This is a genomic window from Streptomyces murinus (genome assembly GCF_002154555.1).
GTDB classification, from domain to species: domain Bacteria; phylum Actinomycetota; class Actinomycetes; order Streptomycetales; family Streptomycetaceae; genus Streptomyces; species Streptomyces murinus.
Genome location: NZ_MUNF01000001.1, coordinates 46,205 through 70,348, shown reverse-complemented (window position 1 = coordinate 70,348; position 24,144 = coordinate 46,205). Strand labels below are relative to the sequence as shown.

Annotated in this window: 1 protein-coding gene and 2 pseudogenes; all 3 read right to left on the bottom strand. The window is 73.4% G+C overall.

The features are described from left to right. On the bottom strand, positions 1 to 5,731 hold a 5,731-nt coding region (locus CCN72_RS00060; protein ID WP_143664014.1), incomplete at its 3' end, for a type I polyketide synthase. A gap of 46 nt (positions 5,732 to 5,777) precedes the next feature. Then, positions 5,778 to 8,739, bottom strand: a pseudogene (locus CCN72_RS41775) (SDR family NAD(P)-dependent oxidoreductase); the annotation flags it as partial. Between the two features lie 186 nt (positions 8,740 to 8,925). Then, positions 8,926 to 24,132 (bottom strand): annotated as a pseudogene (locus CCN72_RS00055) (type I polyketide synthase); the annotation flags it as partial. Positions 24,133 to 24,144 lie beyond the last annotated feature (12 nt).

Genomic DNA, 24,144 nt, shown 5'->3' with positions numbered 1-24,144 from the left:
CGTCGATGTGCAGCGTGCGCGGGAGGACGCCGTTGCGGATCGCCATCACCATCTTGATGACGCCGCCGACGCCCGCGGCGGCCTGGGAGTGGCCGATGTTGGACTTCAGCGAGCCCAGCCACAGGGGCCGGTCCTCGTCGCGCTCCTTGCCGTACGTGGCGAGCAGCGCCTGTGCCTCGATCGGGTCGCCGAGCCGGGTGCCGGTGCCGTGGCCCTCCACGGCGTCCACCTCGTCCGGGGTGAGCCGGGCGTTGGCCAGTGCCTGCCGGATGACCTGCCGCTGGGCCCTGCCGCTGGGCGCGGTCAAGCCGTTGGACGCGCCGTCCTGGTTGATGGCGCTGCCGCGTACGACGGCCAGCACCTCGTGTCCGTTGCGGCGGGCGTCGGACAGCCGCTCCACCAGGACCAGGCCCACGCCCTCGGCGAAGCCGGTACCGTCGGCGGACGCGGCGAACGCCTTGCAGCGGCCGTCGGCGGACAGTGCGCGCTGCCGGCTCGACATCGTGAACGCGGACGGTCCGGCCATCACCATCACACCGCCGGCCAGTGCCATGGCGCACTCGCCGCCCCGCAGTGCCTGTACGGCGAGGTGGAGGGCGGTCAGCGAGGACGAGCAGGCGGTGTCGACGGTGACCGACGGGCCCTGGAGGCCGAAGGTGTAGGAGAGCCGTCCGGAGATCACGCTGGCCGCGTTGCCGCTGGGCAGATAGCCCTCGACTCCCTCGGGGACCTTGAGCGGGCGGCCGGTGTAGTCCTGGTAGCCGGAGCCGACGAAGACGCCCGTGGCGGTGGCGCGCATGGTGTCGGGGGCGATCTGGGCGCGTTCGAAGACCTCCCAGGTGGTCTCCAGCAGCAGGCGCTGCTGGGGGTCCATGGCGATGGCCTCGCGGGGGCTGATCCCGAACAGCGCGGGGTCGAACTCGTCGGCGTCGTGCAGGAATCCGCCCTGGGTGGTGTACGTCGTGCCGGAGTGGTCGGGGTCCGGGTGGTAGAGGGCCTCGATGTCCCAGCCGCGGTTGCCGGGGAAGCGGGTGATCGCGTCGCGGCCGTCGGCGACCAGCTCCCACAGGTCCTCGGGCGAGCGGACGCCGCCGGGGTAGCGGCAGGCCATGCCGATGATGGCGATCGGCTCGTCCAGTACGGCGGCGGCCGCGGCGGCGCCGGTCATGTCGTCCTGGCCGCCGGTGAGTTCGGCGAGCAGGCGGGCGCCGAGGTCCGCGGCCGTGGGGTGGTCGAAGACCAGGGTGGTGGGCAGGGTGAGGCCGGTGGCCTCGTTGATCCGGTTGCGCAGTTCCACCGCGGTCAGGGAGTCGAAGCCGAGGTCCCGGAAGGGCCGGTCGGCCTCGACGGCGCCCGCCGTGCGGTGGCCGAGGACGGCGGCGGCGTGGGTGCGCACGAGGTCCACGAGGGCGCGGGTGCGGTCCTCCGCCGACAGCCCGGCGAGGCTCTCGGCGAGCGCTCCGGCGGCGGGGCCCGTCGCGGGTGCCTCCTCGGTGAGGGTCGCGCGGACCTCGGGGAGGTCGCCGAGCAGTGGGCTGGGCCGGCCGAGGGTGAACGGCACGATGAAGCGCGCCCAGTCCACGTCGGCCACGGTCAGCTGGGTCTCGTCCCGGTCGAGCGCGCGCTGGAGGGCGCCGATCGCCGCGGCGGGGGGCATCGCGCACAGGCCGCGGCGGCGCAGCCGCTCCTCGTCGTCGCCGTCCTCGACCATGCCGCCGTCGGCCCACGGTCCCCAGGACACGGCGGTCGCGGCGCGGCCCCGGGCCCGCCGGCGCTGCGCCAGGGCGTCGAGGAAGGCGTTTGCGGCGGCGTAGGCGGACTGGCCGCCGCTGCCCCAGACGCCGGAGATGGAGGAGAACAGCACGAAGGCGTCCAGCTCCTGGTCGCCGAGCAGTTCGTCCAGGTGTGCCGCGCCGTCGGCCTTGGCGGCGAGCGCGGCGGCGAAGGCGTCCGCGCTGGTGGCGTCCAGCATGCCGGAGTCGGCGACCCCGGCGGTGTGCACGACGGCGGTGAAGGTGTGCTCGGCGAGCAGGGCCGCGACGGCGTCCCGGTCGGCCATGTCGCAGGCGGCGAAGGTGACGTGGGCACCGAGGGCCGTCAGTTCGTCGCGCAGTGCGGCGGCGCCCGGCGCGTCCGCGCCCCGGCGGCTGGTGAGGACGAGGTGTTCGGCGCCGCCGCGGGCCAGCCAGCGGGCGACGTGGCCGCCCAGCGCGCCGGTGCCGCCGGTGACGAGGACGGTGCCGCGCGGCTGCCAGCTGCGGGTGGCGGCACGTGCCGGTGCGTGGACGAGCCGCCGGGCGAAGACACCGGAGGCGCGGACCGCGAGCTGGTCCTCCCGCGACCGGCCCGTCAGTGCCTGGCCCAGTACGTCCGTGAGGCGTGCGGCGGTTTGGTCGTCGAGGGTCTCCGGCAGGTCGATCAGGCCGCCCCAGCGGCGGGGCAGTTCGAGGGCGGCGGTGCGGCCCAGCCCCCAGACCTGGGCGTGCCGGGCGTTGCGTACGGCGTCGGAGCCGCTGACGGCCACCGCGCCCGAGGTGAGGCACCACAGCGGGGCGTCGAGGCCCGCGTCGCCCAGGGCCTGGAGGAGCCGCAGGGTGGGGAGCACCGGGTCGCCGGTGAGGAGCAGGGAGAGCACGCCGTCGACCGGCCCGGCCCCGGCCAGTTCCCCGGCCAGCGCGGCCCGGTCGCTCGCCGCGCCGACGACCAGCGTCCGCAGGGTGGCGCCACGAGCGGCGAGCGCGGCACGGACCGCGTCGGTCCGCTCGTCCGCGTCCTCGTTCCCGTTCTCGTTCTCGGGGACGGCCAGCAGCCAGGTGCCGCCGGTTCCGCTCGGGGCGGGGTCGCTCAGACGCTGCCACGACTCGCGATAGCGCCAACTGTCCACGGCGGAATGTTCTTTGCGCTGCCTTCGCCATGCCGAAAGCCTTGGTAATACGTCGCCGAAGGTGTCGCCCGCGCCGATGTCCAGGGTCTCGGTGAGGGCTTGCAGATCCTCGCGCTCCACCGTGTCCCAGAACTCGGCGTCCACCGGGTCCACCACCGTGTCAGCACCGGCCTCCGGGGCGTCCACCCAGTACCGCTCGTGCTGGAACGCGTACGTCGGCAGCTCGGTCCTGCGCGCACCCGCGAAGAACACACCCCAGTCCACCACCACGCCATACGTGTGCAGTTGGGCAAGGGCGGTGACAAACGCCTGCCGCTCAGGGCGCTCACCGCGCAGCACCGGCACCGTCACGGCCTCGTCCAGGCACCCCTGCGCCATACCGCTCAGAACACCGCCCGGACCGACCTCCACGAACGTGGTCACGCCCAGATGGCGCAAGGTCCCGACACCGTCGGCGAAACGGACCGCCTCGCGCACGTGCCGTACCCAGTACTCCGGGGTGTAGGACTCGACGGGCCGGCCCGTGAGGTTGGAGACGACGGGGAGTCGGGGCTTGTCGAAGGTCAGGCCGCGGACGACCTGGGCGAACTCTTCCAGCATCGGGTCCATCAGGGGCGAGTGGAAGGCGTGGCTGACCTTCAGCCGGGATGTCTTGCGGCCCTGTTCGGCGAAGGCGGCGGCGATCGCGAGAGCCGCCCGCTCGTCACCGGAGACGACCACCGAGGAGGGGCCGTTGACGGCGGCGATGCTCACGGCGTCGGTGAGGTGGGGCAGGACTTCCTCTTCGGTGGCCTGTACGGCGACCATCGCGCCGCCCGTGGGCAGCGCCTGCATCAGCGCGGCGCGGGCCGAGACCAGTCTCGCCGCGTCGTCCAGGGAGAGCGCGCCGGCCACATGGGCGGCGGCGATCTCGCCCACGGAGTGGCCCATCACGAAGTCGGGCCGTACGCCCAGGGATTCGAGGAGCCGGAAGAGGGCCACCTCGATCGCGAAGAGGGCGGGCTGTGTGCACCCTGTCCGGTGCAGGGACTCGGAGTCGACGTCGAACGGCACGTCCAGCCGCGCGCACACCTCGTCGTAGGCGGCGGCGAAGACGGGGAACGCGGCGTACAACTCGCGTCCCATGCCGAGGCGTTGCGAGCCCTGGCCGGAGAAGAGGAAGCCGGTCCTGCCGCCGGACGGACGGCCCAGCAGGACCCGGGGCGAAGGGTTCCCGGCGGCCAAGTCCTCAAGACCGAGGAGGAGTTCGGCAGGGTCCTCCCCCACGACGGCGGCCCGGTGGCGCAGGGCCGCGCGGGTGGTGGCCAGGGAGAGCCCGATGTCCCGCGGCCGGGCCGCGCCGCGTGCGAGGGGCAGCAGCCGGGCCGCCTGATCCCGCAGTGCGGCGTCGCTCTTGGCGGAGAGCACCCATGCCAGGGGGCCGTCGGCGGTGGTGTCGGCGGCGGGCTCCTCGTCCTGGGCCGGTGCCTGTTCGATGATGGTGTGGGCGTTGGTGCCGCTGACGCCGAAGGAGGAGATCGCGGCGCGGCGCGGGCGGTCCGTCTGCGGCCAGTCCACGGGCTCCGTCAGCAGCCGTACCGCGCCCGCCGACCAGTCGACGTGCGGCGTCGGCTCGTCCACGTGCAGGGTCCGGGGCAGGATGCCGTGGCGCATCGCCATGACCATCTTGATGATCCCGCCGACACCGGCGGCGGCCTGGGAGTGACCGATGTTGGACTTCAGCGAGCCCAGCCATAACGGCCGGTCTTCGGGGCGCTCCCGGCCGTAGGTCGCGAGGAGGGCCTGCGCCTCGATCGGGTCACCGAGGGTGGTGCCCGTGCCGTGCGCCTCCACGACGTCGATCTGGGCGGGAGCCAGTCCGGCCGACGCCAGGGCCTGGCGGATGACGCGCTGCTGCGCGGGGCCGTTGGGCGCGGTCAGACCGTTCGACGCGCCGTCCTGGTTGACGGCGCTGCCCCGTACGACGGCCAGTACCTGGTGTCCGTTGCGGCGGGCGTCGGACAGCCGCTCCACCAGCAGCATGCCGACACCCTCGGCCCACCCGGTGCCGTCCGCACCGGCGCCGAACGCCTTGCACCGTCCGTCGGGTGACAGTCCGCGCTGGCGGCTGAACTCCACGAACGGGGTGGGTGTGGTCATCACCTGCACACCGCCGGCCAGTGCCATGGAGCACTCGCCGCCGCGCAGCGCCTGGATCGCCCAGTGGAGTGCCACCAGCGACGACGAGCACGCCGTGTCGACGGTGACGGCCGGGCCCTCCAGACCGAAGGTGTAGGAGATGCGGCCGGACATCACGCTGGCGGAGTTGCCGGTCCCGAGGTGGCCGTCGGACTCGCCGCCCACGCCGACGAGGAGGTTGACGTAGTCCTGGTAGCCGGAGCCGACGAAGACTCCGGTACGGCTGCCCCGTACCGACTCCGCGTCGATACCGGCCCGTTCGAACGTCTCCCACGTCGTCTCCAGCAGCAACCGCTGCTGCGGATCCATCGCCACGGCCTCACGCGGCGAGATCCCGAAGAACCCGGGATCGAACTCCCCCGCGTCGTAAAGGAATCCACCATGGCGCGCGTACGTCTTGCCGGCCGCCTCCGGGTCAGGGTCGTAGATGTCCTCCACGTCCCAGCCGCGGTCTCCGGGGAACTCACCGACCGCGTCACCACCGTCGGCCACCAGCCGCCACAGGTCCTCGGGCGAACGCACCCCGCCCGGGTACCGGCAGGCCATGCCGACGATCGCGATGGGTTCCTGGTTCTTCTCCTCGACCTCGCGCAGGCGCTCCCGGACCTGGCGAAGGTCCCCGGTGACGCGCTTGAGATATTCGAGAAGCCTGTCTTCGTTGCTGCTCATCCGCCTCATCCGTCCTCGGCTGTCGTCAAAGGTAGAGCGCCAAGAACTAGGAATTTTCTAGATCTTGATCGATCAGATCGAAGATGTCGTCGACCGTCGCGTCCTGGAGTTGCCGCTGTGCGTCGGCCGCTGGGGTGTGCTGCTCGCCGGCGCTGTTCATCATGGTCAGCAGCGCCTGGAGCCGCCTGCGCACGCCCGAGCGGACCGTCTCCTCGGCGGTGGCGGCCGTTCCGATCACCGACTCCAGCCGGTCGAGTTCACCGAAGACCGACACCTCGTCCGGGCCCTGCCCGCCTGCGAGTTGGCTCCCCAGGTGGCGGGCGACCGCCTCGGGGGTCGGGTGGTCGAAGACCAGGGTCGCGGGGAGGGTGAGACCGGTGTCGGCGGTGAGCAGGTTGCGCAACTCCACCGCGGTCAGGGAGTCGAAGCCGAGGTCCCGGAACGCCAGGTCCGGCTCCACCGCCGTGGCGCCGCTGTGGCCGAGTACGGCCGCCGCGTGCGCGCACACCGTGTCCACGAGCAGGCGTCGCCGTTCGTCCTCGGACAGCGTGGCCAGCTTCTCCCCGAGCGCGGACGGCTCCGCGCGCTGCCCGGCGGGCCGGCGCTCCGCGAGGGCGTCCCTGACCTCGGGTAGGTCGCTCAGCAGCGCGCTGGGCCTGCTGACGGTGAACGGGACGACGAACCGCGCCCAGTCCACGTCGGCCACGGTGACCGTGCCGTCCGCGCCGCTCAGCGCGCCGTGCAGCGCGGCGACGGCCCGGTCCGGCCGCAGGGTGATCAGGCCGCGGCGGCGCAGCCGCTCCTCGTCCCCGGTGTCGGCGACCATGCCGCCGTCGGCCCAGGGGCCCCAGGCGACGGCGGTCGCGGTGCGGCCCCGGTCCCGCCGGTGTCGCGCCAGGCCGTCGAGGAAGGCGTTCGCGGCCGAGTACGCCGCCTGCCCGCCGCCTCCCCAGACGCCGGAGATGGAGGAGAACAGCACGAAGGCGTCCAACTCCCTTTCGCCGAGCAGCTCGTGGAGGTGCAGGGCGCCGAGGGCCTTCGCGGCGACCGTGGCCGCGAAGTCGCCGAGGCTCGTCTCGGCGAGCATCCCCGCCTCGGCGGTGCCGGCCGCGTGGACCACGGCGTCGACGGGGTGCTCGGCGAGCAGCGCGGCCAGCGCCTCACGGTCGGCGACATCGCACGCGGCGACGGTCACCCGTATGCCTTGTGCCTCCAACTCCCCCTTCAGGGCGGCGGCACCGGGCGCGTCGAGACCACGGCGGCTGGTCAGCACCAGATGCTCGGCGCCCGCACCGGCGAGCCAGCGCGCCACATGACCGCCCAGCGCGCCCGTACCACCCGTGATCAGCACCGTGCCGCGCGGCGACCACGTGCGGTCGCTCCGGGCCGCGGGCAGCCGCGACAGGCGCCGTGCGAACACCCCACGATCACGGATGGCGACCTGGTCCTCGGCCGACTGTCCGAGGACCGCGACGAGACGGCCCGCGATCCGGTCGTCGACCGTGCCAGGCAGGTCCACGAGGCCGCCCCAGCGCCGCGCGTGCTCCAGCGCCGCCACTCGGCCCAGCCCCCAGACCTGGGACTGGTGGAGGTCCGTCACCGTCTCGGCGGCGCTCACACCCACCGCGCTCCGGGTCACGCACCACAGCGGGGCGCCGATACCGGCGTCGCCCAGGGCCTGGACGAGCAGGACGGACAGCGCGACGCCGACGGTCAGCGCGGCGGCGGTCGGGGCGGCCTCCCCGTCGACGGCGAGCAGAGACAGGACACCTGCCACGGTCTCGTCGCCGACGGCGCCGGTGAGTTGGGCCGTCAGCTCCGCCCGGTCCGTGGACGGCTCGACCGGGACCGGCAGCGTGGTCAGGCCCCGCTCGGTCAGCCCGCGCAGACAGGCGGTGACCCAGTCGTCGCCGAGGTGCGCGGCACTGACCGGAACCAGCCATACGCCGCCGCTGGCGGGACTCTGCGGGGCGGGGTCGGGGATCGCCTTCCAGGTGATGCCGTAGCGCCAACCGTCCACGGCGGACCTTTCCTTGCGCTGCCGGCGCCATGACGACAGTCGCGGGAGTACGTCGCCGAAGGTGTCGCCCGCGCCGATGTCCAGGGTCTCGGTGAGGGCTTGCAGATCCTCGCGCTCCACCGTGTCCCAGAACTCGGCGTCCACCGGGTCCACCGCCGTGTCGGCCACGGCTTGCGGGACGTCGACCCAGTACCGCTCGTGCTGGAACGCGTACGTCGGCAGCTCGGTCCTGCGCGCACCCGCGAAGAACACGCCCCAGTCCACCACCACGCCGTAGGTGTGCAGTTGGGCCAGGGCGGTGACAAGCGCGTGCCGCTCAGGACGCTCACCGCGCAGCACCGGCACCGTCACGGCCTCGTCCAGGCACCCCTGCGTCATACCGCTGAGGACACCGCCCGGACCGATCTCCACGAACGTGGTGACACCCAGGTCGTGGAGGGTCCGAACGCCGTCGGCGAAGCGGACCGCCTCGCGCACGTGCCGTACCCAGTACTCGGGGGTGTAGGGCTCTGTCAGTCGTCCGGTGAGGTTCGAAACGACAGGGATGCGCGGCTCGTTGAAGGTCAGGTCGTGGATGGCCTGCGCGAACTCGTCCAGCATCGGGTCCATCAGCGGAGAGTGGAACGCGTGGCTGACCTTCAGACGGGACGTCTTGCGACCCTCAGCGGCGAACGCCTCGGCAACAGCGAGCACTTCCTCCTCGGCGCCCGAAATCACGACCGACTGCGGCCCGTTGATCGCCGCGACACCGACGCCGTCGGTCAGGTAGGGCAGCACCTCGTCCTCGGTGGCCTGTACGGCGACCATCGCACCGCCNNACGTAATCCGGCCGCACACCCCACGATTCAAGAAGCCGGAACAACGCCACTTCGACCGCGAACAACGCCGGTTGAGTGCATCCCGTCTGGTGCAAGGACTCGGACTCGACGTCGAACGGCACGTCCAGACGGGCACACACCTCGTCGTACGCATCGGCGAACACGGGAAACGCTTCGTACAACTCACGCCCCATGCCCAGGCGTTGCGAGCCCTGCCCCGAGAACAGGAAGCCGACCTTGCCTCCCGGTCGGCCCTGGACGGCTCCGGGTGAGGGTGTGCCGGCGGCCAGCAGGCCCAGTTCTCGGCGGAGTTCGGCGCTGGTCTCGCCGATGACGGCCGCCCGGTGGCGCAGGGCGCTGCGGGTGGTGGCCAGGGAGAAGCCTACGTCGGCCGGTGCGGTGTCGTCCTGTACGTGGGCCAGCAGCCGGGCCGCCTGGTCGCGCAGTGCGGCGCCGCTCTTGGCGGAGAGCAGCCAGGGCAGGAGGGTGGGGGCGGTATTCGACCCCTCGGCTTCGGCGGCCGGTGCCGGTGCCTGTTCGATGATGGTGTGGGCGTTGGTGCCGCTGACGCCGAAGGAGGAGATCGCGGCGCGGCGCGGGCGGTCCGTCTCCGGCCAGTCCACGGGCTCCGTCAGCAACCGCACAGCACCCGCCGACCAGTCCACATGCGGTGTCGGCTCATCGGCATGCAGCGTCCGGGGCAGCACGCCATGACGCATCGCCATGACCATCTTGATCACGCCGGCCACGCCCGACGCCGCCTGGGCGTGGCCGATGTTGGACTTCAAAGAGCCGAGCAGCAGCGGTCGTTCGCGATCCTGCCCGTAGGTGGCGAGCAGCGCCTGCGCCTCGATCGGGTCGCCGAGCGTCGTGCCCGTACCGTGCGCCTCCACCGCGTCCACGTCGGCCGGGGTGAGCCCGGCGGAGGCGAGAGCCTGCCGGATCACCCGCTGCTGAGCCGGACCGTTGGGCGCGGTCAGACCGTTGGACGCGCCGTCCTGGTTGATCGCGCTGCCCCGTACGACGGCCAGTACCTGGTGTCCGTTGCGGCGGGCGTCGGACAGCCGCTCCACCAGCAGCATGCCGACACCCTCGGCCCACCCGGTGCCGTCCGCACCGGCGCCGAACGCCTTGCACCGTCCGTCGGGTGACAGTCCGCGCTGGCGGCTGAACTCCACGAAGGCGCGCGGGGTGGACATGACCATCACCCCGCCGGCCAGTGCCATGGAGCACTCGCCGCCGCGCAGCGCCTGGACCGCCCAGTGCAGGGCGACCAGGGAGGAGGAGCAGGCCGTGTCGACGGTGACGGCCGGTCCTTCCAGGCCGAGGGTGTAGGCGATGCGGCCGGACATGATGCTGGCCGAGTTGCCGGTGCCGAAGAAGCCCTCGGAGTCGTCGATCGCGTGGAAGGCCTGGGCGGCGTAGTCCTGGTAGCCGGAGCCGACGAAGACTCCGGTACGGCTGCCGCGCACCGACTCCGCGTCGATACCGGCCCGTTCGAATGTCTCCCACGTCGTCTCCAGCAGCAACCGCTGCTGGGGATCCATCGCCACGGCCTCACGCGGCGAGATCCCGAAGAACCCGGGGTCGAACTCCCCCGCGTCGTACAGGAATCCACCATGACGCGCGTACGTCTTGCCGGCGGCGTCCGGGTCAGGGTCGTAGATACCGTCCACGTCCCAGCCCCGGTCTCCGGGGAACTCGCCGACCGCGTCACCACCGTCGGCCACCAGCCGCCACAGGTCCTCGGGCGAACGCACCCCGCCCGGGTACCGGCAGGCCATGCCGACGATCGCGATGGGTTCGTCGTCCGCGGCGGGTGCGGTGACCGTCTCCTGGGCGGCCGCCGGGGTACGGCCGGTGAGCTGGGTGCGCAACTCCCGTGCGACCGCCTGGGCGTTGGGGTGGTCGAAGACCAGGGTGGTGGGCAGGGTGAGGCCGGTCTCGGTGGTGAGCCTGTTGCGCAGTTCGACGGCGGTCAGGGAGTCGAAGCCGAGATCCTTGAAGGCCCGGTCGGCCTCGACCTCGCCGATGCCGCTGTGGCCGAGGACGGCCGCCGCGTGAGTGCGGACGAGGTCGACCAGCAGGGTGTGCTGTTCGGTCTCGGACACCTTGGTGAGGCGGTCGGCCAGGGGCGAGGCGGTGGCCGTGCCGGGTTCGCCTGCGGTGCTGTCCTTGGTGCGGATTCGTTCAGCCTGCGGGAGGTCGCCGAGCAGGGCACTCGGGCGGCCCAGGGTGAACGGGGGCAGGAACCGCTCCCAGTCGATGTCGGCCACCGTGGTGGTGGCCGCGCCGGAGTCCAGCGCCCGTGCGAGTCCGGCCACGGCGAGCGCGGCGGGCATCGGGAGCAGGCCGCGGCGGCGCAGCCGTTCGTCCGCGCCGTCGCCCTCGGCCATGCCGCCGCCCGCCCAGGGGCCCCAGGCCACGGCGGTCGCCGGCAGTCCTCGGGCGCGGCGGCGTTCGGCGAGTCCGTCGAGCAGGGCGTTGGCCGCCGCGTACGCGGCCTGGTGGCCGCTGCCCCACACACCGGCGATGGACGAGAAGAGCACGAAGGCGTCGAGCTCCCGGCCGTCGAGCAGCGCGTCGAGGTGCAGGGCGCCCGCCGCCTTCGCGGAGAGTACGTCGGCGAAGGCGCCGGGCGTCATGGTCTCCAGCGGGTCCAGGTGGTCCACTCCCGCGGTGTGGACGACGGCGTCCACCGGGTGCTCGGCGAGCAGCGCTGCCAGCGCCTCACGGTCGGCGACATCGCACGCGACGACGGTCACCCGTACGCCCTGCGCCTCCAACTCTGCCTTCAGAGCGGCGGCACCGGGCGCGTCGAGACCACGACGGCTGGTCAGCACCAGGTGCTCGGCGCCCGCACCGGCGAGCCAGCGGGCCACATGACCGCCCAGCGCGCCCGTACCACCCGTGATCAGCACCGTGCCGCGCGGCGACCAGCCGTGGGTGGTGCCGGTGTCGCGGTGGGTGGTGGCCTGGGTGAGCCTGCGGCCGAAGGCGCCTCGGGCGCGGATGGCGACCTGGTCCTCGGCCGACTGGGTGAGGACCGCGGCGAGCCGTTCGATGGCCCGGTCGTCGATCGTGTCCGGGAGGTCGATCAGGCCGCCCCAGCGTCGCGCGTGTTCCAGCGCGGCGACCCGGCCCAGGCCCCAGACGGCGTGCTGGGCGGCGCTCGGCACCGGGTCCGCGCGCCCTGTGGACATGGCGGACCTGGTCAGCGCCCACAGCGGGGCGGCGATGCCCGCGTCGCCCAGGGCCTGGACGAGCGCGAGGGTCAGTGCGGCGCCGACGGAGAGGGCCGGGTGGGCGGCGTGGGGGCTCTCGTCGGTGCCGAGGAGCGAGATCACACCGTCGACCGGGACGTCCCGGACGGCATCGGTGAGTTGGCGCAGCAGTGCGTCCCGGTCGGCGGCGGGGTCGACGGTGACCCGGATCAGCCGGGCGCCACGGGCGGCGAGCCCGTCGGCGACGGCGGACGTCCACGCGGTCGCGGCCGGCCGATCCTCGGCGGCCGTCGCATCGTCCGTGCCGGTCGGCTCCTGGGTGGTCAAGAACAGCCAGTCGCCCGGCAGTTCATGGGTCCGCAGACCGCTGAGCGGCTTCCAGCTCGTGCGGTAGGACCAGCTTTCCACGGCGGACTCCTGGCGCCGCCGCCGGCGCCACGCGGAGAGCCGGGGCAGCACCGCGTCCAGTTGCTCGGCGGGCAGGTCGAGGGTGGCGGCGAGGGACTGGGCGTCCTCGCGCTCCACGGTCTCCCAGAACCCTGCCTCCACGGCGTCGGTCGTCGCGGCGGCGGCTGTGGGCGCGGTGGTGCGGAGCCAGTAGCGCTGGTGCTGGAAGGCGTAGGTGGGCAGTTCGGCGCGCCGGGCGCCGCGCCCGGCGAAGAACGCCGCCCAGTCGACGGGGACGCCGAACACATGCAGGCGTGCGACCGCGCCGGTGATCGCCTCGGGCTCGGGGCTGCCGGACCGTGTGGAGGGTACGGTGACCGCGCCGTCCAGGCAGCCCTGGGCCATGGCGCTCAGCACCCCGCCGGGTCCGGTCTCCACGAATGTGGTGACGCCCAGCTCGCCCAGGGTGCGGATGCCGTCGGCGAAGCGCACGGCCTCGCGGACGTGCCGGACCCAGTAGTCCGGGGTGTAGGTGTCGATGAGTTCGCCGGTGAGGTTCGAGACGACGGGTGTCCGGGGCGTCTCGAAGCGCAGTCCGCCGACGACGCGGGCGAAGTCCGCCAGCACGGGGTCCATCAGCGGCGAGTGGAAGGCGTGGCTCACCGTGAGCCGGGACGTCTTGCGGCCCTGGCGGGTGAAGACCTCCGCGATCTCCAGCACGGCGTCCTCGGCTCCGGAGACCACGACGGACTCGGGGCCGTTGACCGCCGCGATGTCGGTGTCGTCGGTGAGGTACGACCGTACCTCGTCCTCGGTGGCCTGTACGGCGACCATCGCGCCGCCCTCGGGCAGGGCCTGCATCAGCGCGGCGCGGGCGGTCACGAGTGTGGCCGCGTCCTCCAGTGAGAGGGCCCCGGCGACGTGCGCGGCGGCGATCTCGCCCACGGAGTGTCCGGCCAGGTAGTCCGGTCGTACACCCCAGGACTCCAGCAGGCGGTGGACGGCGACCTCGTGTGCGAACAGGGCGGGCTGGGTGAAGGCGGTGCGGTTCAGGTGCGCGCCGTCGTCGTGGCCCCTCTCGCCGAAGGCCACCTCCCGCAGCGGCCGGTCCAGGTGCCGGTCGAGATGGGCGCACACCTCGTCGTAGGCCGCCGCGAAGACCGGGAAGGCGTCGTACAGTTCACGTCCCATGCCGACGCGCTGGGAGCCCTGGCCGGAGAACAGGAATCCGACCTGGCCGGTGTCGGCGCGGCCGAGGGCGACGCCGGGGGCGGGCGCGCCGGAGGCCAGGGCGCGCAGGCCCTCGGCGATCCGGTCGTGGTCGGCGCCGACCACAGCGGCACGGTGCTCCAGAGCGGCCCGCGTCGTGGCCAGCGAGAACCCGATGTCGGTGAGGGAGGGTGCGGCGCCGTCGGCGACCAGGGCGAGCAGGCGTTCGGCCTGGTCGCGCAGGGCGGCCTCGGTCTTGCCGGACAGCACCAAGGGCACGGCCGGGGAGGTGACCTCGACCGGTGCGACGGCGGAGGGTTCGGCCATCGGCGCCTGTTCGATGATGGTGTGGGCGTTGGTGCCGCTCACGCCGAAGGACGAGATCGCGGCCCGGCGCGGGCGGTCCGTCTCCGGCCAGTCCACGGGCTCCGTCAGCAACCGCACAGCACCCGCCGACCAGTCCACATGCGGTGTCGGCACATCGGCATGCAGCGTCCGGGGCAGCACACCGTGGCGCATCGCCATGACCATCTTGATCACGCCGGCCACGCCCGACGCCGCCTGGGCATGACCGATGTTCGACTTCAAAGAGCCGAGCAGCAGCGGCCGTTCACGATTCTGTCCGTAGGTGGCAAGCAGTGCCTGCGCCTCGATCGGGTCGCCGAGCGTCGTACCCGTACCATGCGCCTCCACGGCGTCCACGTCCGCCGGGGTGAGCCCGGCGGAGGCGAGGGCCTGCCGGATCACCCGCTGCTGAGCCGGACCGTTGGGCGCGGTCAGACCGTTGGACGCGCCGTCCTGGTTGACCGCGCTCCCCCGCACGACCGCGAGGACGTCGTGGCCGTTGCGGACGGCGTCGGACAGGCGCTCCACCAGCACCACGCCCACGCCCTCTGCCCAGCCGGTGCCGTCCGCACCGGCGCCGAACGCCTTGCAGCGGCCGTCGGCGGACAGTCCGCGCTGGCGGCTGAACTCCACGAACGCGGCCGGTACGGCCATGACGTTGACGCCGCCCGCGACGGCCATGGTGCTCTCGCCGCCCCGCAGCGACTGGATGGCCAGGTGCAGGGCGACCAGCGACGACGAGCAGGCCGTGTCGACGGTGACGGCCGGACCCTCCAGGCCGAACGAGTAGGCGACGCGCCCGGAGACGACGCTGGCGGCGCTGCCGGTGAGCAGATGGCCTTCGACGCCTTCGGGGACCTCCGGGAGGCCGGCGCCATAGCCCTGGTAGGACATGCCGACGAACACACCCGTGCGGCTGCCCTTCATGGCGGCCGGGTCGATGCCCGCCCGCTCGAACGCCTCCCAGGTGGCTTCGAGGAGCAGCCGCTGCTGGGGGTCCATCGCGAGCGCCTCGCGCGGCGAGATGCCGAACAGCGCGGCGTCGAAGTCACCCGCGTCGTAGAGGAATCCGCCGTCGCGCGCGTACGTCCTGCCCGGGGTGCCCGGGTCGGGGTCGTAGAGGCCCTCGATGTCCCAGCCGCGGTCCTCGGGGAAGCCGGAGATCGCGTCGCCGCCGGACGTCACGAGCCGCCATAGGTCCTCGGGGGAGCCGACGCCGCCGGGGAGGCGGCAGCTCATGGCCACGATGGCGATGGGTTCGTCGCCGTCGACGGCCGCCTGCCGCTCGGGCCCCGCGGTGTCCTGCGCCCCGAGCAGTTCGGTGCGCAGGAAGTGGGCCAGGGCGGTGGCATTGGGGTAGTCGAAGACCAGTGTGGTGGGCAGTTTCAGGCCGGTGTCGGCCGTGAGCCTGTTGCGCAGTTCGACGGCGGTCAGGGAGTCGAAGCCGAGGTCGTTGAACGCCCGGCCCGGTTCCACGGCCGCGCTGCCTTCGTGGCCGAGCACGGCGGCGGCGTGGGTGCGGACGAGGTCCACCAGGGTGCGGTCCCGTTCGCCCGCCGACAGTCCGGCCAGTCGTGCGGCGAGCGCGTTGCCCGCCTCGGCGCCACCGGCGGCCGGACCCTCCAGGGCGCGGGCCGCCTCGGACACACCGGCGAACAGGGCGCTGGGCCGGGTGACGGTGAAGGGGCCGATGAACCGCTGCCAGTCGAAGTCCGCGACGGTGAGGGCGGTGTCGTCGTCGGCCAGTGCCTGTTGGAGCGCGGAGAGCGCGAGGGCGGGGCGCATGGGCGGCAGACCGCGGCGGAGCAGCATCTCCTCGCCGTCGCCGACCCCGGCCATGCCGCCGTCGGCCCAGCCGCCCCAGGAGACGGCGAGCGCGGTGCGTCCGCGTGCCCGCCGGTGCTCGGCGAGAGCGTCCAGGTAGGCGTTGGCCGCGGCGTAGGCGGACTGGCTCGCGCCGCCCCAGATGCCGGCGCCCGAGGAGAACAGGACGAACGCGTCGAGTTCCCGATCGGCCAGCAGTTCGTCCAGGTGGGTGGCGCCCGCGGCCTTCGCGGACACCGTACGGGCGAACCCGGCCGGGTCGCTGTCCTCGATCATGGTGTGGTCGCCGACGCCCGCGGCATGGACGACGGCGTTCACCGGGTGCTCGGCGAGCAACGTGGCCAGCGCCTCACGGTCGGCGACATCGCACGCGGCGACGGTCACCTGCACGCCCTGCGCCTCCAACTCCGCCTTCAGAGCGGCGGCACCGGGCGCGTCGAGACCACGACGGCTGGTCAGCACCAGGTGCTCGGCGCCCGCACCGGCGAGCCAGCGGGCCACATGACCGCCCAGCGCACCCGTACCACCCGTGATCAGCACCGTGCCGCGCGGCGACCACTCCTGTGCGGGATCGGTGGCGCGGGTGGCCCGGACGAGTCGGCGCCCGTGGACGCCGGAGGCACGGACCGCCACCTGGTCCTCGGCCCGCTGGCCGAGGACGGCGGTCAGACGGGCCGCGGCACGCGCGTCCAGCAGGTCGGGCAGGTCGATCAACCCGCCCCAGCGCCGCGGGTGTTCGAGCGCCGCGGCCCGGCCGAAGCCCCACACCTGGGACTGGAGCGGGCGGTCGACGCGGTCGGCGCGGCCGGTGGATACCGCGCCGCGCGTGGCGCACCACAGCGGGGCGTCCACGCCCGCGTCGCCGAGCGCCTGCGTCAGGCAGAGGGTCGCGGCGAGGCCGTACGGCAGACCGGGCTGCCCGGCCGAGGCGGTCTCGTCCTCGGCGAGCAGGGAGAGCACGCCGGTCAGCGGGCCGATGTCGGCCAGCTCGCGGGCCAGTGCGCGGCGGTCGGTGTCGGGTCCGGCGACGAGCGTGACCGTCGTCGCGCCGTGGTCGGTGAGGGCGGTGCGGACCGAGGCGGTCCACTCGCTCTCCCCGGCCACCACGAGCAGCCAGGTCCCGGCCGTGCCGGGTTGCGGGAGCGCGCCGAGCGGCCTCCAGGTGACGCGGTAGCGCCAGCCGTCGACCACGGACCGCTCGCGGCGCTGCCGGCGCCACGCGGACAGCCGGGGCAGGAGCGCGGTCAGCGAGGTGTCCGCGCTCAGGCCGAGGGTCGCGGCCAGGGATTCGGCGTCCTCGCGCTCGACGCTGTCCCAGAAGCCGGAGTCCGCCGGGTCGGCCGTGGCGCTGATGGCGGCCGGGTCCTCGTCGCCCTCCAGCCAGTAGCGCTCACGCTGGAAGGCGTAGGTGGGCAGGGTGACGCGGTGGGCGCCGGGGATGAGGGACTGCCAGTCGGGGGTCTCGCCGCGTACGTACAGTTCGGCGAGCGCGGAGACGACGGCCTGCCGCTCGGGACGGTCGCCGCGCAGGACGGGCACGGCCACGGTGTCGTCCAGGCAGCCCTGCGCCAGGGCGGTGAGGACGCCGCCGGGGCCGATCTCCACGAAGGTGGTCACGCCCAACTCGTGCAGGGTGTGCACACCGTCGGCGAAGCGGACCGCCTCGCGGACGTGCCGTACCCAGTATTCGGGGGTGTAGGGCTCTGCCAGTCGTCCGGTGAGGTTCGAAACGACGGGAATCTGCGGCTCGTTGAAGGTCAGGTCGTGGATGGCCTGCGCGAACTCGTCCAGCATCGGGTCCATCAGCGGAGAGTGGAACGCGTGGCTGACCTTCAGCCGGGACGTCTTGCGACCCTGCGCGACGAATGCCTCGGCAACAGCGAGAACTTCCTCCTCGGCTCCCGAAATCACGACCGACTGCGGCCCGTTGACCGCCGCGACACCGACCCCGTCGGTCAGATACGGCAGCACCTCGTCCTCGGTGGCCTGTACGGCGACCATCGCACCGCCACCCGGCAACGCCTGCATCAACGCGGCACGCGCCGACACCAACTTCACCGCGTCATCCAGCGACAACACACCGGCCACATGCGCGGCCGCGATCTCACCCACCGAGTGACCGGCCAGGTAATCCGGCCGGACACCCCACGATTCAAGAAGCCGGAACAACGCCACCTCGACCGCGAACAACGCCGGTTGGGCGTTCCCGGTCTGGTGCAGGGACTCGGCAGCGACATCGAACGGCACGTCCAGCCGCGCACACACCTCGTCGTACGCGTCGGCGAACACAGGGAACGCCTCGTACAACTCACGCCCCATACCCAGACGTTGCGAGCCCTGCCCCGAGAACAGGAAGCCGACCTTGCCCGTCGCGTGGGCGCGCCCGGTGACGACGTTCGCGGCCGGTTCGCCGGTGGCGAGGGCGGTGAGGGCGTGGCGGAGTTCTTCCGGGGTCTGGGCCAGGAGTACGGCGCGGTCCTCGAAGGTCTCGCGGGCGGCCAGGGAGTAGCCGATGTCGGAGGCGGTCCAGTCGTCCGTCGCGTCGAGGTGGCCGGCGAGGCGGGCCGCCTGTGCGCGCAGTGCGGGCTCTCCCTTGCCGGACAGGATCCACGGCACGGGTGCGCCGGAGTCCGGGGTCGGGGGCAACTCGGCCGCTGCGGGGGCCTGTTCGATGATGGTGTGGGCATTGGTGCCGCTCACGCCGAAGGACGACACAGCGGCCCGGCGCGGGCGGTCCGACGCGGGCCAGTCGACGGCCTCGGTCAGCAGCCGGACGTCACCGGCCGACCAGTCGACGTGCGGTGTCGGCTCATCGGCGTGCAGGGTGCGCGGGAGCACGCCGTGGCGCATCGCCATGACCATCTTGATCACACCGGCGACGCCCGCGGCGGCCTGGGTGTGGCCGATGTTGGACTTCAACGAGCCGAGCAGCAGCGGCCGTTCACGCTCCTGTCCGTAGGTGGCAAGGAGTGCCTGCGCCTCGATCGGGTCGCCGAGCGTCGTGCCCGTACCGTGTGCCTCCACGGCGTCCACGTCCGCCGGGGTGAGCCCGGCGGAGGCGAGGGCCTGCCGGATCACCCGCTGCTGAGCCGGACCGTTGGGCGCGGTCAGGCCGTTGGACGCGCCGTCCTGGTTCACGGCGCTCCCCCGGACCACCGCGAGGACCTCATGGCCGTGGCGCACGGCGTCGGACAGGCGCTCCACCAGCACCACGCCCACGCCCTCGGACCAGCCGGTGCCGTCCGCGTCCGCGCCGAAGGCCCGGCAGCGGCCGTCGGGTGACAGTCCGCGCTGGCGGCTGAACTCCACGAAGACGTTGGGGCTGGCCATGACGGTGACACCGCCGGCCAGGGCCATCGTGCACTCGCCGCTCCGCAGCGACTGCATGGCCAGGTGCAGGGCGACCAGGGAGGAGGAGCAGGCGGTGTCGATGGTGACGGCGGGGCCTTCGAGGCCGAAGGTGTAGGAGATCCGGCCGGAGACGACGCTGGAGGCGCCGCCGACGAGCCGGTGTCCCTCGACGCCTTCGGGCGTGCGGTGCGCGTCGGCGCCGTAGCCCTGGTAGGCCATGCCGACGAAGACACCGGTGCGGCTGCCGCGCAGCTGTCCGGGGGTGATACCGGCGCGTTCGAAGGCCTCCCAGGAGGTCTCCAGGAGCAGGCGCTGCTGGGGGTCCATGGCCAGGGCCTCGCGCGGGGAGATCCCGAAGAAGCCCGCGTCGAAGTCGGTGGCGTCGTAGAGGAATCCGCCGTCGCGGGCGTAGGTCTTGCCGGGGCGTTCGGGGTCGGGGTCGTAGAGCGCGTCCACGTCCCAGCCGCGGTCGGCCGGGAACTCTGCGATGGCGTCGCCGCCGGACGCCACCAGGTCCCAAAGGGCCTCGGGCGAGTCGACGCCGCCGGGCAGGTGGCAGCTCATCGCGACGATGGCGATGGGCTCGTCGTCGGCGGCAGGCGCCTGCCGGTCCTGCGGTACGGCGCTCCGCGCGCCGAGGAGTTCGCTCTCCAGGAAGCGGGCGAGCGCGGTGGCGCTGGGGTGGTCGAAGACCAGGGTGGGCGGCAGGGCGAGACCGGTGGCCGCGTTGATCTTGTCGCGGAGTTCGACGGCGGTCAGGGAGTCGAAGCCGAGGTCCTTGAAGGCCCGGTCGGGCTCGATCTCGCCGATGCCGCTGTGGCCGAGGACGGCCGCGACATGCGCGCGGACCAGGTCGAGCAGGGCCCGGGTGCGCTCGGCCTCGGGCAGTCCGGCGAGCCGGTCCGCGAGGGGCCCGGCGCCGGTCCCGGCGTCGGCGGGCGCCGCGGCGGTGCGGGCGCGGCGCACCTCGGGCACCTCGGACAGCAGGGCGCTGGGGCGGCCGAGGGTGAACGGTCCGATGAACCGTTCCCATGCGATGTCGGCCACGACGACCGCGGTGTCGTCGCAGTCCAGGGCGCGCTGGAGTGCGGTCACGGCGAGTGCGGCGGGCAGGGTGACGACGCCCCGGCGGCGCAGGTGTTCCTCGTCGGCGTCGGTGACCATGCCGCCGTCGGCCCAGGGGCCCCAGGCGATCGCGGTGGCGGTCAGGCCCCGGGCCCGGCGCCGGGCGGCGAGCCCGTCGAGGTGGGCGTTGGCGGCGGCGTAGGCGGTCTGGCCGCCGCTGCCCCACACGCCGGCGATCGAGGAGAAGAGCACGAAGGCGTCCAGCTCGCGGTCGCCGAGCAGTTCGTCCAGGTGGGTGGCGCCGTGGGCCTTCGCCGCGAGGGTGCGGGCGAAGTCGGCCGGTGTCAGTTCGTCGAAGGGGGTGAACTGGGGCACGCCCGCGGCGTGGAAGACGGCGGTGAAGCCGTGTTCGTCGAGCAGGGCCGCGACCGCGTCGCGGTCGGCGACGTCGCAGGCGGCGAGGGTGACGCGGGTGCCCAGTTCCTCCAGTTCGGCCCTGAGCGCGGGCGCGCCGGGTGCGTCGGCGCCCTGGCGGCTGGTGAGCACCAGGTGCTCGGCGCCCGTACCGGCGAGCCAGCGGGCGATGTGTCCGCCGAGGGCGCCCGTGCCGCCGGTGATCAGGACGGTGCCGCGCGGCGACCATGTCCGGGCGGTGGCGCCGCGGGCGTGGTCGAGCCGGGCGGTGAACACGCCGGAGGCGCGGACGGCGACCTGGTCCTCCCACTCCCCCGCACCGGTGCCCTGGGCGAGTACGGCGGCGACCCGCCCGGCGGCGCGCTCGTCCACGGTGGCGGGCAGGTCGATCAGGCCGCCCCAGCGGTGGGGGTGCTCCAGTGCCAGGGTGCGGCCGAGGCCCCACACCTGGTGCTGTACGGCGCTGAGCGGGGCGTCGTCGAAGCGGCCGGTGGCGGCCGCGCCACGGGTGGCGCACCACAGCGGGGCGTCGATGTCCGCGTCGCCCAGCGCCTGCGCCAGGGCTACGGTCTGGGCGAGGCCCTGGGAGAGCGCGGGGTGCTCGGGCGTGGCGGTCTCGTCGGCGGCGAGCAACGACAGGACGCCGTCGAACGGTCCGGCTTCCGCCGCGGCCCGGGTCAACTCACCGGCCAGCCGGGCGCGGTCGGCGCTCGCGTCGACCGTCAGCGGGACCAGTCGCGCGCCGCGTCCGGCGAGAGCCGTGCGCACCGCCTCGGCCCACTCGTCGCCCTCCGGCGCGGCGAACAGCCAGGTGCGGTCCAAGAGGTCGCCCCCGGACAGGCCGTTCAGCGGCTGCCAGGTCAGCTGGTAGCGCCGGCCGTCCACGGCGGACTGCTCGCGTCGTCGGCGCCGCCAGGCGGACAACTTCGGTACGACGACGTCCAGTTCGCCGGGGCTCAGCTCCAGTGTCGCGGCGAGGGATTCGGCGTCCTCGCGCTCGACGCTCGCCCAGAAGTCGGCGTCGACCGCATCCACGGCGACGGTCTCGGCCTCGGGGGTCTCCAGCCAGTAGCGCTGCTGCTGGAAGGCGTAGGTGGGCAGGTCGACGCGGCGGGCGCCCGGGAAGAGGGTCCCCCAGTCGGGGGATACGCCGTGGGCGTGCAGTTCGGCGAGCGCGGTGACGACGGCTCGGGGTTCGGGGCGGTCGGCGCGGAGTACGGGGACGGTGACGATGCCGTCCGCACAGCCCTGCGCCATGCCGCTGAGGACACCGCCGGGACCGATCTCCGCGAAGGTGGTCACACCCAACTCGTGCAGGGTCCGGACACCGTCAGCGAAACGGACCGCCTCGCGGACATGCCGTACCCAGTACTCCGGGGTGTACGGCTCGGCCAGCCGCCCGGTGAGGTTCGAAACGACCGGGATCCGCGGCTCGTTGAAGGTCAGCCCACTGATCGCTTGCGCGAACTCCTCCAGCATCGGATCCATCAACGGCGAATGGAACGCGTGACTGACCCTCAGCCGGGACGTCTTGCGACCCTGGCCGGCGAACAGCCCGGCAACCGCGAGGACCGCGTCCTCGGTGCCCGAAATCACCACCGAACGGGGGCCGTTGACCGCCGCGACACCGACCTCGCCGGTGAGATGCGGCAGCACCTCGTCCTCCGTCGCCTCTACGGCGACCATCGCGCCGCCCTCGGGGAGCGCCTGCATCAGCGCGGCACGCGCCGACACCAGTTTCGCCGCGTCCTGAAGCGACAGCACACCCGCCACATGCGCGGCGGCGATCTCGCCGACCGAGTGACCGGCCACGTAGTCCGGCCGCAGGCCCCACGACTCCAGCAGCCGGAACAGCGCCACTTCGAGGGCGAACAGCGCCGGCTGGGTGTGCCCGGTGCGGTTCAGCTGCTCCGCGTCCGTGTCGAGCGTGACGTCGAGGTGGGCGCGGATCTCGTCGTAGGCGGCGGCGAACGCGGGGAAGGCGTCGTAGAGTTCACGGCCCATGCCGAACCGCTGCGAGCCCTGACCGGAGAAGAGGAACCCGGTCCGGTCGCCGAGGCCGCCGGTGTTCTGCACGACGGCCGCGGAGGGAATGCCGGACGCCAACGCCCGTACGCCCTCGGTGAGTTCTTCCAGGCTCTCGCCGACGACGGCCGCCCTGCGGTCCCAGGCGGTGCGGGTCGTGGCGAGGGAGTGGCCGATGTCGGCCGGGGCGCAGCCGGGGCCGCGGTCCTCCAGGAAGGTGAGCAGGCGCTGGGCCTGGGCGCGCAGCGCCGCCTCGCTCTTCGCCGAGAGCACCCATGGCCGTACACCGGTGGCGGGGGCCTCGGCCGGTTCGGTGGCGGGTTCCTCGTCGGGGGCCGGGGCCTGCTCGATGATCGTGTGCACGTTGGTGCCGCTGACGCCGAAGGACGAGACGGCGGCGCGGCGGGGGTGGTCGGTCCCGGGCCAGTCGACGGCCTCGGTGAGCAGCCGTACGCCGCCCGCCGTCCAGTCGACCTGGTCGGTCGGCTCGGCCACATGCAGCGTCCGCGGCAGGACGCCGTTGCGGATGGCCATCACCATCTTGATGACCCCGGCGACACCGGAGGCCGCCTGGGTGTGCCCGATGTTGGACTTGACGGATCCGAGCCACAGCGGCCGGTCCGCCGGGTGCTCCTGGCCGTATGTGGCGAGCAGCGCCTCCGCCTCGATCGGGTCGCCGAGGGTGGTGGCCGTGCCGTGTGCCTCGACCGCGTCGACCTGGGAGGCGGTCAGGCGCGCGTTCTCCAGCGCCTGCCGGATCACCCGTTCCTGGGACGGGCCGTTCGGGGCGGTGAGGCCGTTGGATGCGCCGTCCTGGTTGACGGCGCTGCCACGGATGACGGCGAGCACGTCATGGCCGAGCCGGCGGGCGTCGGACAGCCGCTCCAGCAGCAGGACGCCGACGCCCTCGGACATGCCGGTGCCGTCGGCGGTGGCGGAGAACGCGCGGCAGCGGCCGTCGGGCGACAGGCCGCGCTGGGCGCTGAACGCGACGAAGGTGTTCGGGGTGGCCATCACGGTGGCACCGCCCGCAAGGGCGAGCGAGCACTCGCCGCGGCGCAGCGCCTGGGCGGCCAGGTGGAGCGCGACCAGTGAGGACGAGCAGGCCGTGTCGACGGTGACCGCGGGGCCTTCGAGGCCGAGGGCGTAGGAGATGCGGCCGGAGATCACGGCGGCGGTGTTCGCGGTGACGAGGTGGGCCTCGATGTCGCTGTCGCCCGGCCGCTGGAGGTAGGCGTGGTCCTGCCCGTTGGTGCCGACGAACACACCGGCCCGGGTGCCGCGCGCGGTGGCGGGGTCGATGCCCGCGCGTTCGAAGGCCTCCCAGGAGGTCTCCAGGAGCAGCCGCTGCTGCGGGTCCATGACCAGGGCCTCACGCGGCGAGATCCCGAAGAACGCGGGGTCGAACTCCCCCGCGTCGTCAAGGAATCCGCCCTCGCGCACATAGCTGCGGCCGGTCCGCCCGGGCTCGGGGTCGTAGAGCGCATCGAGGTCCCAGCCCCGGTCGGTGGGGAATCCGGAGATGCCGTCACCGCCCGAGGCGACGAGGCGCCACAGGTCCTCGGGGGAGGTGACGCCGCCCGGGTAGCGGCAGGCCATGCCGACGATGGCGACGGGCTCGGTGTCCTTCGCCTCCAGCTCACCCAGCTGCCTGCGGGTCTGGCGCAGGTCCACCATCACGCGCTTGAGGTAGTCCCTGAGCTTGTCGTCGTTCGACATGTTTTACGTCCT